This is a genomic window from Bacillus sp. FJAT-49736 (genome assembly GCF_018343615.1).
Taxonomy (GTDB): domain Bacteria; phylum Bacillota; class Bacilli; order Bacillales; family Bacillaceae_C; genus Margalitia.
On sequence record NZ_JAGYPI010000002.1, the window covers coordinates 713,946 to 731,244 of the forward strand.

The 17,299-nt window shown below is 36.9% G+C and carries 17 protein-coding genes; 4 read left to right on the plus strand and 13 right to left on the minus strand.

The features are described from left to right. Nucleotides 1-4: 4 nt before the first annotated feature. From KHA87_RS14880 to KHA87_RS14890, 3 genes are all read right to left on the minus strand, one after another. Nucleotides 5-175 (minus strand): hypothetical protein, encoded by a 171-nt coding sequence (locus KHA87_RS14880; RefSeq protein WP_213094930.1) that lies wholly within the window; start codon nucleotides 173-175, stop codon nucleotides 5-7. Between the two features lie 146 nt (nucleotides 176-321). After that, nucleotides 322-1,245, minus strand: coding sequence for a DUF1002 domain-containing protein (locus tag KHA87_RS14885; protein ID WP_213095192.1), 924 nt, complete (start codon nucleotides 1,243-1,245; stop codon nucleotides 322-324). 387 nt (nucleotides 1,246-1,632) lie between these two features. Beyond that, on the minus strand, nucleotides 1,633-2,154 hold the full coding sequence (locus KHA87_RS14890) for a CcdC protein domain-containing protein (RefSeq protein WP_249310406.1): 522 nt from the start codon (nucleotides 2,152-2,154) through the stop codon (nucleotides 1,633-1,635). A 212-nt stretch (nucleotides 2,155-2,366) separates the two neighbouring features. Here KHA87_RS14890 and KHA87_RS14895 point away from each other — a divergent pair, with 212 nt between their 5' ends. Beyond that, nucleotides 2,367-3,272: an LCP family glycopolymer transferase gene (locus KHA87_RS14895; protein WP_213094931.1), complete on the plus strand. Its 906-nt coding sequence runs from the start codon at nucleotides 2,367-2,369 to the stop codon at nucleotides 3,270-3,272. 71 nt (nucleotides 3,273-3,343) lie between these two features. Then, entirely contained in the window at nucleotides 3,344-3,565 is a 222-nt protein-coding gene (locus KHA87_RS14900) for a spore germination protein (protein WP_213094932.1), read from the plus strand. 179 nt (nucleotides 3,566-3,744) lie between these two features. Here the strand turns inward: KHA87_RS14900 and KHA87_RS14905 are convergent, their stop codons facing one another. The 6 genes from KHA87_RS14905 to KHA87_RS14930 form a co-directional block, all read right to left on the minus strand. Then, entirely contained in the window at nucleotides 3,745-5,070 is a 1,326-nt protein-coding gene (locus KHA87_RS14905) for a PTS sugar transporter subunit IIC (RefSeq protein ID WP_213094933.1), read from the minus strand. 429 nt (nucleotides 5,071-5,499) lie between these two features. Further along, complete coding sequence (chbG, locus tag KHA87_RS14910) at nucleotides 5,500-6,201, minus strand: chitin disaccharide deacetylase (protein WP_213094934.1); 702 nt, start codon at nucleotides 6,199-6,201, stop codon at nucleotides 5,500-5,502. 94 nt (nucleotides 6,202-6,295) lie between these two features. Beyond that, the gene (locus KHA87_RS14915; RefSeq protein WP_213094935.1) at nucleotides 6,296-7,615 is read right to left on the minus strand and encodes a 6-phospho-beta-glucosidase; all 1,320 of its coding nucleotides are present in this window, start codon (nucleotides 7,613-7,615) and stop codon (nucleotides 6,296-6,298) included. Nucleotides 7,616-7,629: 14 nt separating this feature from the next. Further along, nucleotides 7,630-7,947, minus strand: a complete 318-nt coding sequence (locus KHA87_RS14920) for a PTS sugar transporter subunit IIA (RefSeq protein WP_213094936.1) — start codon at nucleotides 7,945-7,947, stop codon at nucleotides 7,630-7,632. A gap of 256 nt (nucleotides 7,948-8,203) precedes the next feature. Next, entirely contained in the window at nucleotides 8,204-9,544 is a 1,341-nt protein-coding gene (locus KHA87_RS14925) for a PTS sugar transporter subunit IIC (RefSeq protein ID WP_213094937.1), read from the minus strand. A gap of 7 nt (nucleotides 9,545-9,551) precedes the next feature. Next, nucleotides 9,552-9,854, minus strand: coding sequence for a PTS sugar transporter subunit IIB (locus KHA87_RS14930; protein WP_213094938.1), 303 nt, complete (start codon nucleotides 9,852-9,854; stop codon nucleotides 9,552-9,554). Nucleotides 9,855-10,129: 275 nt separating this feature from the next. Between KHA87_RS14930 and KHA87_RS14935 the strand changes: the two genes are divergently transcribed. Continuing rightward, the gene (locus KHA87_RS14935) at nucleotides 10,130-10,849 is read left to right on the plus strand and encodes a GntR family transcriptional regulator (RefSeq protein ID WP_213095194.1); all 720 of its coding nucleotides are present in this window, start codon (nucleotides 10,130-10,132) and stop codon (nucleotides 10,847-10,849) included. A gap of 349 nt (nucleotides 10,850-11,198) precedes the next feature. Further along, a complete protein-coding gene (locus tag KHA87_RS14940) occupies nucleotides 11,199-12,374 on the plus strand; it encodes a M20 peptidase aminoacylase family protein (protein ID WP_481748375.1) in 1,176 nt (391 codons plus the stop codon). Nucleotides 12,375-12,400: 26 nt separating this feature from the next. Here the strand turns inward: KHA87_RS14940 and KHA87_RS14945 are convergent, their stop codons facing one another. From KHA87_RS14945 to KHA87_RS14960, 4 genes are all read right to left on the minus strand, one after another. Beyond that, complete coding sequence (locus KHA87_RS14945) at nucleotides 12,401-13,018, minus strand: lysozyme family protein (RefSeq protein WP_213095195.1); 618 nt, start codon at nucleotides 13,016-13,018, stop codon at nucleotides 12,401-12,403. Between the two features lie 353 nt (nucleotides 13,019-13,371). Next, nucleotides 13,372-14,202: a carbohydrate ABC transporter permease gene (locus KHA87_RS14950; RefSeq protein ID WP_249310407.1), complete on the minus strand. Its 831-nt coding sequence runs from the start codon at nucleotides 14,200-14,202 to the stop codon at nucleotides 13,372-13,374. 9 nt (nucleotides 14,203-14,211) lie between these two features. Then, nucleotides 14,212-15,504 carry a carbohydrate ABC transporter permease gene (locus KHA87_RS14955; protein WP_213094940.1) on the minus strand — a complete coding sequence of 431 codons (1,293 nt, stop codon included), beginning with the start codon at nucleotides 15,502-15,504 and terminating at the stop codon, nucleotides 14,212-14,214. A 354-nt stretch (nucleotides 15,505-15,858) separates the two neighbouring features. Continuing rightward, nucleotides 15,859-17,166: an ABC transporter substrate-binding protein gene (locus KHA87_RS14960; protein WP_213094941.1), complete on the minus strand. Its 1,308-nt coding sequence runs from the start codon at nucleotides 17,164-17,166 to the stop codon at nucleotides 15,859-15,861. Between the last annotated feature and the right edge of the window lie 133 nt (nucleotides 17,167-17,299).

Below are 17,299 nucleotides of genomic sequence, written 5' to 3' on the forward strand. Positions count from 1 at the left end.
CATCTCACCTTTTTTCATTCAAAATAGCCGGGCCTGTAATGCCTACATGTTTTATTTTTATATCCGCTTTAACTGAGATATCCGAGTTTAATCGGTCATTGTTATTCATTTCATCCAGATATTCTGCTTTTTTTAATGCAAGATCTCTTTTTCTATTTTTAAACCAGTTATTCAAAAGCTACTCCCCCAATTCCTTTGTAGGTATATTTCCCCAATGATGGATTAAGCATACGTACGCAAAGGATTACTTAGGTTTCTAGAAAACAAAGAATAAAAAAATGCCTGACACCATGGGTGTCAGGCAAAAAATACCATTACAATCTATCCAAATATGTTACTGAAGAAATCCCCAATAGATTGAAATAGCTTTCTAAAAAAGTCCGCTACGCCTTGCCAAAATCCTTTATCTCCTGTTGCTTCCTGCAGCTTCTTTTTAATGTCAGAAGTAATGCTTCCTAGCTGGCTTTTGACATTATCAAAATTAATATTTAAGGAGCGCATTTTATCGAATAAGTTAATAAGGAGCTGGCGATCATCCGGGTTTAACTCGATTTTTAATGTCTTTAATTTATCATCCACAATTTTTGCAATATCTTCTTTTGTGGCCGGATGCTGATTGGCAATTTCTTGTTTAATCTCTGTTAATAATTGTGTTACTTTATCTTGGTCCAAACCGTTTTTCTGCGCAAGATCAGTTGCTAGATTCAATTCCTGATTTGCAACCTCCATACGGTCCTTATTTAATGCTGTACCGGATTTATCATAGGCTTTATAAATCCCCACAAGTGCAGATTCGCCAGTTACTTTAATTGGTGAAGCCACATCCACAGTAGCATCCTCCACCCCCGCGGTAAGTAAAGCATTCGAATACATATCAGAAGTAACTCTCGTAATATTATCGGGAGTTACAATATTAACAACAATGCCTGCTCCCTTATCTTTTCTAGTTATTTTTGCAGAAGAATATAAATTGGAGTTTGGATCTCCATTAATATATTTAACAATATCAGAACCAGTAACAGTAATTTCTTTCACTTGACTGCTATCAGTCACATTAAATATTTTTTTCATTTGTTCCTTTTGTGAAGATGTCAATGTTTGCCCATACACAACAACCGGTGTTCCGTATTTCTCATCAATCCCCGTATCATTATTGTCATTGCTTGATGCTTTTGCCACACCATTAAATCCAATTCCCAATAAAACAAGCGCTACTAGAATGAATCTACTTAGCTTTTTTAACATCATTTGTTTCTCCTTTATTACTTTGATGATTTTTTCCCCTAACTATATAGGGGTTGTCTTTCATACTATTTAGTTGTATCACATAATAGACGTTTTTTTGCAATTTAATGTTTCATTTTTTCAAAAAAGTGGCTTTTTACCTTGATAAAGAACAAATGCGCAAGCGCCTTGAACATCGGCGTATGGATAAGTGAAATTTGAAGTCCCAATTTCACTTGGTGAAATTTGAAGCTCCAATTTTACTTGGTGAAATTAGAAGTTCCAATTTCACTTGGAGCTAGACGTAGATCACTTTTTACAAAAGCTTTCCACAAGGTTGAATTTTATAAATTCCTAAGCAATAAGAAAAATGCCTATCCTAAAGCTTCTGCTTAGATAGGCAATATTTCATATCTTTTCCTTGGATAATAGACTTGTACCTCTTTTGATAACAAAAGAATAAAAACCAATGTAATAGGCTGCCAAAAGAAAGAACACTCCCATGGTTAAGGGGTCTTTTGCATAATATTGAGTATTTTGTGGATCATTCATATTTACATTTGATGTCATTTGCAGCATAAAAACAATCCGATAAGCAAAACGACTTAGAAATATAAACAATACTAATGATTCTATCCATATATGGGTTCGATAATATAATGTAGTATTTCGCATTTCAAATGTACTATGCTTCATTGCATACATAACTAAAATACTTCCTAGAATGATTCCCAATAAATCGTACAAATATGAAATCGGATGCAAAGCACTTGTACCAAGAAGCAAAACAGTGATAATGGAAAAAATAACGATTCTTGTTGTAAGGCGCGATCTTTTAAAAGGCTGAAAACCAATCGAACGTTTTATCCTTCTGTATAAAATTAAAGCAATTATTGCGATGGGGTATATATAATGGATTACGGAATTCACTTGTTACCTCCTATTAATTAACGGTAATCCGATTGTATCGCAAATATTTAATTCAGACATTATTTTTTTTGAAAATGGCAAAATAATTATTATTTTCGACACAGAACTTACCAATTAATTGTTTTTTTATTTTTTCTGTTAGTTACAAACAATAGGAATAGAAAATCTTAATATTTTTAGTAAATGCTTTCCGACAGAAATGAGGCAATAGAATGAAAAAAGTATGGATAATAATTGGGAGCATTATTGGAATTTTGATACTTGGTATTGGCGGATATGCATATTATGTATACCACTATGCAAAGCAAACGGCGGAAGAAATGCATGAATCAGATGAAAAGCCACCTCCCGAAGCAAATCTTCCTTCTAAGCAAAAGCCGATATCTATATTGTTAATGGGGGTTGACCAAAGAAAAGGAGACCCTGGGAGATCAGATACTTTAATTGTCATTACCTTGAATCCTAAAAAGAAAAAAATGATGATGGTCAGTATTCCCCGCGATACAAGGACAGAAATTATTGGGAAAGGAACAACAGATAAAATTAATCATGCGTATGCCTTCGGTGGTACGAAGATGTCCGTTGATACTGTAGAAAATTTCGTCGGCATCCCTATAAATTATTATATTCGTGTAAACATGAAGGCACTAGAAGAATTAGTAGATGCGGTTGGCGGAATTACCGTCCATAATGATATTGATTGGTTCGATGAAGGTTACTACCGGAAAGGATATCATTATCGAAAGGGTGATATCACATTAAATGGTCCTCAGGCACTTGGTTTTGTACGAATGCGCCATTTAGATCCCAAGGGGGACTTTGGCAGAAATGAACGCCAACGAAAGGTTATAACGGCCATTATTCATAAGGCAGTAGACATTTCCTCCGTTACAAGAATTACCGATATCCTTTATGCTCTTGGAAAAAATGTAAAGACAAATATGACCTTTGATGAAATGATGAATATACAAAAGAATTATCGAGACAGTCAAAAAAATATTACCCAATATGAGGTAAAAGGGAATGGCGAAAAGTTAAATGGAATTTACTATTTAGTCGTTCCTCAAGAGGAAAAACAGAGAATTACCAATGACTTAAAAGAAAGTTTAAAGGAGTAAAACCTTTGTATCACACAATATTCTTTAGGCATATGATGGAGTATCCATTTTAATGTAAAGGAATGATTAATATGCCTGCTGTAGTAGGTGGTGTCCAATTAGGTAGATTTAACTTTGGCGCTGTAGTTGGGGTTGGAGATCGGGCTTTTGTAACCCCAGACAGCACAACGAAAACTATTACCGGATCGGGTTCCCAAAGTACAGGAAACTATATAGTAATAGATAATCTCTTTGATATCAATAATGACATGGCAGGTTCATTAGCCAGTCAGCCAACTGTGATAAATGAATAATATTCCAGGAAGTAAGAAGAGTCAGTTTGAAGAACTGACTCTTCATTATATTTGGCCATTTTAAATACCTGAGGATCAAAACACGATTAAATACTCTTTTAAGTTGTGCTAGTTTTTTAGTGATGCCCAGACTCAAAGGCATTTTAGTATTTCAACATGTATGCCGCAAAAAATGCCTATTAAGATATTTTGAGCTCACTATCGGAATTCTCTGCTTTTAGCTTTTTATTTTCAATATGGGCATGTGCATAGACAAATGGCAAGTAAATCACAACCGAAATGATTAGGTTTACTCCCGCTAAAACAGCACCGGAAATATGTCCTCCTGTCGCCAGCCATCCCCCGACAATTGGAGGTGAAACCCAAGGGATATTTGCCACAACCGGATAAACCCAATGCCAGCTGACTGCAAGATATGCAATAATGGTAGTTACTACCGGTGTTAGAATAAAAGGAATAATCCACATTGGATTTAATACAATTGGCATTCCGAAAAGAACAGGCTCGTTTATTTGGAAAATTCCAGGTGGCATTCCGAGAGCGAGCATTTGTTTATGTCTTTTCCTTCCTGCAATGAACATCGCAATAAGAAGTCCAAGAGTAGCTCCTGCTCCTCCTAAATACACAAACGCGTCCAGGAACGAACCTGCCAACACGGAATATTGCTTTAAATCTGTTACATGCTTGGCAGCAAGATCAATATTTTCATTTCCGAGTTTTGTGAATAAAGGTGTTGTAATTCCTGCTAAAATATTCGTACCATGGAGACCAAAGGACCAAAAAAGGTGTACTAGTAAAACTAATAAAATTGCAAATGGAAGCGAGTCAACCGCTTTCGACATTGGTGCCACCAGTACAGCATTTAACCAATCGTTAAAGTACTCTCCTCCTGTTGCTTTTCTGAATAGTAAGCCCACTACCCCAAAGATAAATATTGTTCCCATACCCGGCAATAGTTTCGCGAAGGATCTTGCAACTGCCGGCGGCACACCTTCAGGGAGCTTAATAACTAGATATTTCACCTTTGATAATCGAACGAATACTTCTGTTGAAAGAAGTGCAACAACAATCCCTGTAAATAATGCCGTGGAATTTAAATAGCCGACACCTATTAAGCCCCAGACACCATCCTTTACCCCTTCCACTTTTGCAACCTGTGGAAGCAGCAAAAAGAAACATGCTGCTGCTATGAACATTGCCTCGAAGCCATCGTCGCCATATGATCTAGCTAGTCTATTAGCTATACCAAACACCGCAAATACGGTAATAAAAGCCATTGTTCCAAACCAAATATCGCCACCAAGCGTTGTATAATTGGGGCCGAAAATGGCAGTCAATAATTTCCCCCATGGTTTAATAACCTGCCCTAAATTGTTAACAAGTACCGCGAAGGATCCGATCATCGTAATAGCAATCATTCCAATTAGTGCATCACGAATTGCCAACAAATGACGATTGTTACCAATCTTCCCCGCAACAGACATAAATCTGTCGATAAAATTCATCCTATTTCCCCCTTTGTTTCGACAAGGATAATTCATTATTTGTTTTAAAAACCATGAAGTTTAGCTAATATGAAGATTAAAAATGAAAGCGTTTACTATTAATACGAAAAAATTTTGGAAGAATAACGATTAGTCTTGGAGTGTATTAATTTTGAGATGTTACTTTTCACTAATGTTAAAAATGAAAGTAATTAAGTGGTGGTCTTGCTGCTTCTTAAATCTTTTGGAAATAAAATTAATGGATTAACTTGTTGTAGTATAAATTTATTATTCTAAAATCTTAGCTCCTGCAAATTTACTGTACCCTTCTCCCCTTTCCCTTCTTCTAATTTTAATTATAATAACAAATATTAATTTAGACAATACAAAATTTTATTTGTTATTACAAATTTCAGAAAATAACAAAAGACTGAGAAAATATCTCAGCCTTTATACCAAGGAGATGTATTCCGGCAACTTCACATGCGTTAATATATATGTTTCTTGTGCTCGGAGAAGAGTATAGGAGGAACCATTCAATACCTCTTGGTCTACAAATCCAGGATGCGTCATGATTTCAACTGTATGACCATCTGCTACCTTATCTTTTAAACAGTTAAAATAATTTTCGCTAATCGTTTCACCATAAAAATCATCTAAAAATATATCACTGTAATAAGATAGTTTAAAGGAATGACTTGGTCTTCTAACTGGTAACTTGTATTTATCAGATAATTTCTTCACGATTGGATACAGTTCTTCCCAACCATGTACATGATGATGACTGTCAAAATGATTTGGTACAAGCCCCGCATCATAATATGCCTCGATTTGCGCAGTCCACTCCCGCTCTAGTTCCGCTAAGTCCATATCCTTATGCTTCATCCAATAAGATAACGATTTAAAGCACCCATTGTCATCAACTAAGGATGATACATCACTTAGTATCGGCTTTCCACAAGTTAAAACCAGATGAATACCAACTTTTAAGGATGGATTTTGTTTGGCAAGTTTGATAGCATGCTTTGTACCAGGCATATTCATCATTATCGTGGTGGAATTAACAATCCCATGCTGATGGCTCTCTATTATCCCATAGTTCACACCTGCCGAATAACCGAAATCATCCGCATTGACAATTAGATTAATCATCTTTTATCTCCTCCTTTTAGGGAAAACAATCCATTCAACAACTAATACATTCATTGATTAATAGGAAGAAATAGGGTAGATTATTGCTACCTATTTAATTTTTAAAAAACTGCGGCAAATGTTCTTTATGTGCTTCCAGCATCTCATCTAAGATTAGCTTTCCTACGCGGTCATTAGCTACAAGCGGGTTAATAGTCATGGCCAATAAGGCGGTGTTGTAGTCACCTGTAATCGCTGCCTCTGCTGCTACTCTCTCAAATGATTTAATTTGCTGAACTAAACCTTGAACGGCAACTGGCAGCTCGCCGATGACTATTGGCTTTGGTCCTTCTTTGGTGATAATACAGCTTACTTCAACGGCAGATTCGGCAGGAATACCAGCAATTGCTCCATTATTGATGGTATTAACTGGCTGAATATCCTTTTTATCTGTATAAATAGAATGGATTAAACGTACTGCGGCATCACTATAATAAGCACCACCGCGTTTTTCCAATTGTGGAGGCTTGATATCAAGATCAGGGTTCTTATAAAGCTCAAATAATTCTGCCTCTAATTTTTGCACTACTTCTGCTCTTGTTCCTAGTTCCTTTGCATTTTTGAGCTCTTTTTCCACCATATCACTTTGCTTGTAATAATAATTATGGTAAGAGCAAGGTAAAGCATTAAGAGCCTTTAAAAACTCTGGTTCCCATTCAAGAGCGGGCACGTTTTTAACTGTAATGGCATTATCCGGATTTGTAATTAAATCAATTACCTTTTCCTTTACACTGACCCCATCAAGAAATATATCTAGGCCAAAAACCATATGATTTAAGCCTGCAAATGTAATACGAATCCTGCTATGGTCGACATCTAATAAACGGGCCACACCCATCTCCATTCCAATCGGCACATTGCATAAACCAACTACTTTTTTAATATTGCTATAACGAAGAACCGCCTCTGTTACCATGCCGGCAGGGTTTGTAAAATTGATTAACCATGCGTCCGGACAAAGCTCTTCTATTTCACGGCAAATGTCCAAAATTACAGGAATAGTACGAAGACCTTTAAACAAACCGCCTGGCCCATTTGTTTCTTGACCTAAAACACCATATTTTAATGGAATTCTTTCATCCTTAGCTCTTGCATCTAATAAACCTACACGGAATTGAGTAGTAACGAAATCGGCTCCTTTTAATGCTGCACGGCGATCCAATGTCAAATGAACGTCAATTGGAAGCCCCGCTTTCTTAATCATTCTTTTTGCAAGATTTCCTACTATCTCTAGCTTCTCTTTTCCCTCTTCAATATCAACAAGCCATAGCTCACGAATAGGCAATTCTTCATATCGCTTAATAAATCCTTCCACTAGCTCCGGCGTATAACTCGAACCTCCACCAATTGTAGCTATTTTCAACCCATTACTCATTTTTATCTAACCTCCTATTTTTGTAGTTCCTCACGTAAATCAATGATTTCCTTTGCCAAATCCTTTACCGTCATCGCTGTCATAAGATGATCTTGTGCATGTACAAGAATAATAGGAATTTCAAGTGACTCACCACTAGACTCCTTCTGTATTAGCTCAGTTTGAAAATGATGTGCCTCTACAAAAGCTGCATCTGCTTCCTTTAGCTTTTCCCTAGCACCTTCAAAGTTCTTTTCCTTTGCCTCATATAAAGCTTCCATCGCTAGACTTCTTGCATTTCCACTATGCAAAATTAATTGAAAGGATAAATTGTATAGTTCTTCCTTCGTCATACTAATTCACTCCCATTGATATATTTTTTCCCATTGAAAATATAAAAGAATGGGTTACAGTTTGAAGCTATGTACGCTCGCAACTGAACCCACTCCCTTTGTCCATAAGTGTACACACATTTATGAAGGAATGTTCGTTATACAGATGGTGATAATCGAGCGAGTGAACTTTTCCTTAGTGGTGTTTTATGTTTACCTAAATTAACTTATTACTAATTATCAGGAAGGATAATACAAATTTGTCCTAATTTACGCTTTAGTCCATACTCAATGGTGAAGATTCCACTTTTTGTGTTGCTTCTTTTATTCTTTTTGCATCCATCTTCCCTTGAATAGCCACAAATGGTAGCCAAATTAAAACAGAAACAATTAGATTTACTCCCGATAAAACGGCCCCTGAAATATGTCCTCCTGTTGCAAGCCAGCCATTTACGATTACTGGTGTTACCCATGGAATATTTGCTACGACTGGAAAAACTAAATGCAATGAAACGGCAAGATAAGCAATGATCGTGAGTACAACTGGCGTTAAAATAAATGGAATGAGCCAGATTGGATTTAACACGATCGGCATACCGAAAATAACTGGTTCGTTTATTTGAAATAGACCTGGAGGCGAAGCAATTGCAACCATTTGTTTATGACGTTTACGTGCTGCAATGATAAGCGCGATTAATAATCCCAGAGTTGCCCCAGAACCACCTAGGTTTACATATGCATCAGAAAAACTTCCCGCAAAAACATGATATTGACTTAAATCCGTTACATGATCTTTATAAAGATTGATATTATCCGTTCCAAGCTTTGTCAACAAAGGAGATTTAATTCCTTCTAGTATATTATCTCCGTGTAGACCAATAGACCAAAATAAATGAATCAATAAGGTTACTAAAATAGCAAATGGAAGTGAGTCCACAGCACCGCTTAATGGCTCTACTAAAATTCTGCTTAACCAATCATTAAAATATTCACCATGTGTTACGGTACGGAATAATAATCCTATTACTCCAATAATGAAAATAGTTGCCATTCCAGGGATTAATCGCTGGAAGCTTCTGGCTACTGCTGGTGGTACACCATCTGGTAATTTAATTTCTAATTTCTTTATTCTAGACAAGCGAATAAAAATTTCCGTTGCAATAATCGAAACAATGATTCCAGTAAATAATGCGACAGATCCAAAGTAATTGCTGTCAATAATACCCCAAACTGCCTCTTTTACACCCTCTACTTTCGTTGTTTGCGGAATTAATACAAAGTAGCTTGCACCTGCGATCAACATCGCTTCGAATCCTTCATCTCCATAGGATTTTGCTAATTTATATGCAATTCCAAAGACCGCAAAGATGGTCATGAATGCCATGGTTCCCCACCAAATGTCACCACCTAGTGTTTGCCAGTTCTTCCCGAATATTGCTTCCATCATTTTTCCATAAGGCTTGATAATTTCACCAATATTATTAAGTAATACGAATAAAGAACCTACCATTGTAATGGCAATCATTCCAACTAATGTGTCACGGATTGCTAATAGATGCCGTTGATTACCGAATTTAGCTGCATAAGGTAAAATGTAGTTTTCAAGAAATCTCATCATTTATGAATCACCCCTTAAGTTGTAGTGCTTGTTTCAGTACCTCTTCCCCATTACAAAGCCCATAGTGCTGAGGACTAATAACATCGACAGGGATATTTTTTGCATCCCCTACTTTTTTCATTTCTTTTAACATATAACGGACTTGTGGTCCAAGTAATAATACATCGGCTTGATCAATATGGTTATGTACCTCTGTAGCACCAACGGCCCATATTTTGCTTTCTACTCCCTGCACTTCTGCTGCTTTTTGCATTTTTGTAACTAATAGACTTGTAGACATCCCCGCTGAACAACATAATAAAATATTCATGACTCCATCCTCCATATGTCTTTATATTTCCCACATACTAGATACGCTCTACTTAAACCTTTATGAATTTAAAAGTAAATATCACAAGGTGTAAGCGTTTTCTATTTCCTGACTATTATTATAATTACAAATAATTTTTCGCGCAATACAAAATATGAATTTGTTATAACAAATTCATATAATGTTTCATTCAAATAAAAATAATAGATTATTTGTCTCTATTTATGCTATAAATCAGATAGGGATTCTATATAAAGAGGAGGATATTTGTGGGAATGGACGGAAATGGTGATGCATTACATAACAAAGTGAAGGAATCCATCATCCAATTAATAAAATCAGGGGAATATACGCCGCATACCCAATTGCCAACAGAAGCGGAATTTTGTGAGAAGTTTGGCGTGAGTAGAACTACAGTAAGAACGGCCCTTGGGCAGTTAACACTAGAAGGCTATGTTTATAGAAAGCAAGGGAAAGGGACATTTGTTTCGGGACAAAAAGTGAAGCAAGTATTAACAACTACAGCAAATAATTTTTCAGAACAACTTACTAATCAAGGGAAAAGCCCGACTATAAAGGTGATTGGTCTTACGGTTATTCAATCAGATGAATTTATGGATGAAATATTCACCCTTCAAAAAGGGGACCCTGTGAATAGGTTAGAAAGAATTCGCTATGCTGATAATGAGCCTCTGCAATATGAAATTTCCTATTTACCATGGAAAAAAACTCCTGGGCTAGACGCGAAAGAATGTGAGAAATCACTTTATAGATTACTAAATCAACAATTCGGACTAAAGATTAAGAGGACAATTGAATATCTAGAACTATGTATTGCAGATAAAGAAATTGCTGATAAATTAAAGGTTAAAGTCGGTGCACCCTGCTTTTCCCTAATCACTTATGCGTATTTAGAGGATGGTTCACCTATTGAATATTCCAAGACGGTATTCCGCGGGGATAAAGCAAACTTCGTAATTGAAAGACATTACTAATTTTTTATAACAGATTCAACATCGACAAATATTGCGGAAAGGTCATCTAGGTATTCATGATTGTACTCAGTTTTTACCAACTTTTAACCAAACGTTTGATTAAATCCATTTGTCGTATATTGTGTGGGCCAGTTATTGGCTCCTATTTTTTATGTTATCTTATACCCTCTTATGGAAAGGGAACTTTTTTACTTGAATAAACATAACATTTAGTAATACGAAAAATAAAATAAATGTTTCAGAATCTTACCGGCAAAATAACACTTCAATTATCCATCAATTTATGCTATGTTCTTTTAAATGATAGAATCGCTTTAAAGCAAAAACGAAAGGGATTAGAATGATGGGAATGTTTACAACAGATGTGAAAGACATTCAAGCAGAGATAATGGGGATTTTTGAATACTTGCATAACCATCCTGAAGTAAGTATGAAGGAGTTCCATACTACCAAATTTTTAAGGAATAAATTGGAATCATTAGGATGCAGAACACGCGTATTTGATGACTGTCCAGGAGTCATAGCAGAAATTGGAGAAGGGTCTCCTGTAGTGGGAATACGTGCCGATATGGATGCACTTTGGCAAGAGGTAGATGGAGAATTCAAAGCAAATCATTCATGTGGACATGATTCCCACATGACAATGGCCCTCGGTGCTCTTATGCTATTGAAGAAGCAAAAAACACTGCCTCGTGGAACAATCCGCTTTATTTTTCAACCTGCAGAGGAAATTGGCCAAGGCGCAAAAAAAATGATTGAAAAGGGTGTTGTGGACGATATCGAATTTCTGTATGGAGTCCATGTACGACCTATTCAAGAAACGGAGAATGGGAGAGCGACCCCCGCTATCCTTCATGGTGCCAGCAACCATATAAGCGGAACAATTATTGGCGAGGAAGCCCATGCAGCACGCCCACATCTTGGTACAAATGCCATAGAAGTTGCAGCGTCACTAATACATGAACTAGCTTATATTCATATCGATCCAATGATTCCGCATTCTGTAAAAATGACTAAGCTCCATGCTGGAGGGGAAAGTGCCAATATTATCCCCGGCCAAGCAACCTTTAGTCTTGATTTACGTGCCCAAACAAACGAGGTAATGAATATCCTCATTAAACAGGTAAAATCAGCTGTAGACTCGATTGCTGAATTTTATAAAGTGAAAATTGATCTCACAATACCAGAAAGCTTAGCAGCAGCAACCGTGAATCCGGAAGCAAAAATGATTATGGCAGAAGCCATATCAGAGGTGCTAGGCAGAGATAAACTAGATGAAGCACTTGTTACTACAGGCGGGGAGGATTTCCACTTTTACTCAGTAAAGCGTCCCCATTTAAAAGCAACTATGCTTGGTCTTGGATGTGGATTGACGCCAGGACTTCATCATCCTCATATGACTTTTGATCGGAGTGCCATATTTTCAGGTATGCAAATATTGGCTACAGCGGTATTAAAAACAATGGAGAATGGCGCAGGTGGTGGCCATACTCCCTTAAATACTGCTATATATGTTCAAAGCTAAGTACCAAGGAGACAAACTCCTTGGTTTTATTTTTCTAAATTTTTTTTTACAATTTCGAGCTTTGTTTCTACTTTTTCGGCATAAGTGTAATCACCAAAGCAATACGGATAACGGAAATTCCCCTTGAAGCCGCCGCAAGTATATAGTTTTGGATGATTCTCCACCTGCATTTTGGAATATTCCTTAGCAAGCTCTTCCGTATGCATACTTCCATTAGATGCAACAAATTTGATGTATCCTGGACCCATATTGTAACTTTGAATAATAGTGTTTAAATCAACTTTATTTTGAATGCCAAGATGATACATTTGATAAAAGTGATAAACACCTTGCCTAATGCTTTCCTGTTTATCTTGAATTTCATTTCTCTTTAATCCAGCCGATTCAGACGCCTGCATAAGATCTTGTCCCTCTCCTCGGCTCTCTTGATACATAATAGCAAGCAATAATGGAGTATATTTTTCCAATCGGTATTTCTTTAATTCTTTCTCCATATCTGGTTTATATGATAAAACTTTTTCAGTTTGATGTTGAAATAAAAATGGAACATATTGTGTCAAAAAATCTTTCACGGTATTTCCCCGCATTGCAAAAATCATAAAGAATATAAGCAATAAAAGGAGAACAGCAACAAAGAATTTCATTTTCTTAACCACGTTGTTTCCTCCGATTTACTTGTAACTTAGAAAATAGTTGTGTGTTTTTATGCTTAAAAGAGTATGCTTTTATCGTAACATATTTCACATAAGCTACGGTTACACAATTTTTACAAATGTGTAAACCAGGGGAAATGGGGTATTTTTCTAGTTTTTTCATCAACACGATAATCTTATTTAAATGTCATGAATTATCAACTTAATGTCTTGGTGTTACATAGAATCATCATGAAAGTTTATATGAATGGCACGAAATTCTATTCAAATAACATGAATTGGGTATTTATAGCTACTGAATATACATAACATCGAACGGTCCACCCCGTCCGATGTCCATTCTATCATTCCTTTACTGATCCTTGCGTCAAACCAGAGACAATCCTGCGTTGAAATATGAGAACTAGAATCACGAGCGGAATGGTAACTACAATCGATGCTGCAGCAATTTCTCCCCACGGGATTGTATATTGCCCCTGGAACATTGCAAAGCCCACTGGCACCGTTTTGTAGTTTGTATCCGTATTGATGGTTAAGGAAAAAAGAAATTCATTCCAAGCTGCAATAAATACGAGAATAGCTGTTGTGAAGATTCCTGGAGCAGCGAGGGGAAAAATAATTTTCCAATAGGTTTGCATTAAGCCTGCCCCATCGATCTTCGCCGCTTCCTCTAAATCATGTGGAATCTTCCGGAAAAAAGTTACAAGAATCCAAATGGACAGCGGTAGTGTAAAGGTTGTATATGGGATAATTAATCCTAAGTATGAATTGGTAAGCCCCACATTTTTCAAAAAGATATAGATTGGCGAAATCGTTGCGATTTGCGGGAACATCGAAACGGATAAGACTATTCCTAAAATCACAGTTTTTCCGGCAAACTGCAGTCTCGCAATCGCATAAGCAGCAAAGGAAGCAACAAATACTGTATATATGGTGGTAATCGCAGATACAACAAAGCTATTCCATAAATAACGTGCAAATGGGTAGTCGAAAAATACAGACATATAATTTTTTAAAGTTGGATGAGAAGAAAAAGGTGTAAATGCCTTGTCTCCAAACAGCTCTGTTGCTGGTTTAATAGAGCTAGCAAGCATCCATAGGAAAGGAAACATGACGACAAAAACGAATACCAATAATAAGATATAGAACAGCCACCCAGTTTTTCGATTCACCATGAACCCCCCCTATTTCCCCGTAGAATCCTGCAATAAATCTTTACCAAGGAATTTAATATAAATCATCGAAATAATCGCCACACAAATAAACACAATAACAGCAAGTGCTGACCCATCTCCAAAGTTTGTTTGTGAGAACATGACCTTATAGGCTAATATCGAAATCGTTTCGGTAGAATTTGCCGGACCACCACCAGTTAAGACATAAATTAAATCAAAAACCCGGAAGGCATCGAGGGTACGGAATAAGAGAGCAACTAACATACTAGATTTTAAGAGTGGTAATGTAATACTTGTGAATTGTTTCCATTTAGATGCTCCATCTATAGATGCTGCTTCATATAAAGTGCTAGGTATTACCTGTAATCCAGCAAGCAGTAATAATGCCATATAAGGTGTGGTTTTCCAAACATCTGCAAAAATTACAGAGACAAATGCCCCGCCATGTGTGGTTAAAAGGCTGGACATGCTGTCCACCAAACCAAGGTTTTCAAATATCTTTGCCACAATGCCATTCTGTCCATCATATAAAAACTTCCATATTAATGCAGAAACAGCCGTCGGTATAGCCCATGGAATTAAAATGGAAGCCCGAATAAGCCCTCTCCCTACAAATGCTTTATTGATGATAAGTGCCAGTGCCAATCCCAGTACAAGTTCAATAGCAACAGATATAATGGTAAAGGTAAGAGTGTTTCCGAGTGCTCTCCATAATCTTTTTTCCGATAAGTCTTCCTTGTAATGTGTTAATCCAATAAAGTTCGGCTTAATGACAACTTGATTTAATGCAGTAGACAACCCTTGAAGCTTTTTGTCTTGTTCAAGCTTTTCTGAAGAGGAAATTGCTTTTAATTGGCTTCGTATTCGGTCAGTAGTTGTCTGAATTTGCTTCGCTAGCTTTTTATCCATTTTTACAAATTCAAGATCTGCATCTACTTGCTCGAAATTTAAGAGCTTATTGTTTACGATTGTATATTTATCTTTTATATCCGGATCTTTCTTAATGTTTTTATCCAAGGTTTGAAGGCTTATCTTCACCTTATTTAGTTCATCCACTGCATGTCCATTTCGTATTTCCGTATCTATCCCGCTTGCTAAAAAAGGATAGGTATCCAAGTATTTTTTTAGATTGAAGGAATAGCTAAGATGTGTCTCGGATTTAGTAGGGCTATTTAACTTCAAATCAAACAAGCTAAAATAAAAGGATTGAAGAACCGGCCATATTGCAATGGCAGCAATTAGAATAAGTGCCGGTGCTACAAGTGCATATGCCTTTATTTTTTCGGGAGATTTCTTTGCCACCTTCTCAACTCCTTATTAAAAAAGCGCAAGTGCCTTGAACATCGGAGTACGGATTTTGGAGCCTTCGACGCAATATTTAGGAAACACGGCGAGAAATGAGCCGATGCCCGCTTATCGTAGGAAGGAGACGAAGAAATCCGATAGCCGATGGGCACTTGTGATATTTGAAGTGCCATTTTCACTTGTTGAAATTTGTAGTGCTAATTTCACTTGTTGAAATTTGTAGTGCTAATTTCACTTACAGCTAGACAATAACTAATTTCAGCAAGTAAATTTATATTAATGAAAAATTTATATTAATTTTGTCTTAAAAAGTTAGCCCTTCCAAAGAAAGGCTAACCATTCATATAAACCCTATTTCTTAAGCTTTTCCTTCATTTGTGCTTCCATGTTTTTAACTGCTTCTTCCACCGTTTCTTGTTTGGAAATGGCTTTTGATACTTCAATTTGGATAATGTCAGAGATTTCTTGGTAGTTTGCAGCGACTGGGCGCGGAACCGCCGCATTTAAACCGTCTTGAAAGCCTTTATCTCCGAAGGTTGGGTTTGCTTTTACCACATCCGAGTCACTATAAAGGCTAGTAATGGTTGGTGCATGGCCACCATAAATGGCATCCAGCTTTTGACCCTCTGCTCCTGCCATAAACTTTAAAAACTCCCATGCTTCCTTAGGGTGCTTAGAGTATTTATTAATACCCGCTTGCCAGCCTCCTAATGCAGCTGCAGATCCTTTATCGCCTGCAGGCAGTGGGGCAATTCCAACCTTGCCGACAATTTTTGATTTCTCCTTGTCATTTGCACTGGCAAATTCGTAAGGCCAGTTTCTTAAAAAGGCAGTTTGCCCCTCTATGAACGCCTGATCGGATTCGATTTCCGTAAAGGTATTAACGTTTCCAGGTACAATGGTTGAATTAGCTACCTCAACAAGCTTTTTCAAGCCCTTTATTGTTTCAGGGCTATTTACGACCACTTCATTCTTTTCATTAATGAACTGTCCTCCATAAGAAGCTACGAATTCAATCGCATTACAAACAAGGCCCTCATACTGCTTTGCTTGAAAAACATAACCGAATTTAGTGCCGCCTTTCCCCTTCTTTTCCTTCGCCATTTTTAATAGATCATCCCATGTCTTAGGTACTTCATCCTTACTTACTAAATCAGTCCGATAATACAAGAGACCTGCATCAATGAACTTTGGAAGAGCCCATTGCTTCCCATTAAATTGGGACGCAGCTAATGCTCCTTGGTTGTATTGACTTAAGTCGATTCCATCCTGTTGGATAAAACGGTCAAGCGGAAGAACATAGTCTGCTTGTGCAAATTCCGCTGGCCAGATTACATCCATATCAAATACATCTATTTCAGAAGACTTGCCATTTAATTGAGTAACATACGTATCGTGCTGCTGACCACTATCGGAAGGCATTTCTTTAAATACAACTTGAATGTTCGGATGGGTTGCATTAAATTCATCTACAATCATTTTTGTCCCCTTCGTTACATCCTTTCCTCTTGCATACACGATAGTTACCTTTTTATTGTCTTTTTTGTCGGATTCTTTACTTTGTTCTTTCGAGCTGTCCGATTTACTAGAACAAGCTCCTAGCATCAATAATAAAGATAAGAGTATTGCCCCAAATCTCCATTTCCCTTTTTTCCTCATTCCAATATCCCCCTCGTTTTTTATAATGAAATACTCTTCTTTCCACCTTTTCAACATTTTTCATGCAGCTTCGACCTCTTTACAAAACGCAATCGTTTTCGCACTCGGTTCAATGTCATTTTATTAATGACAA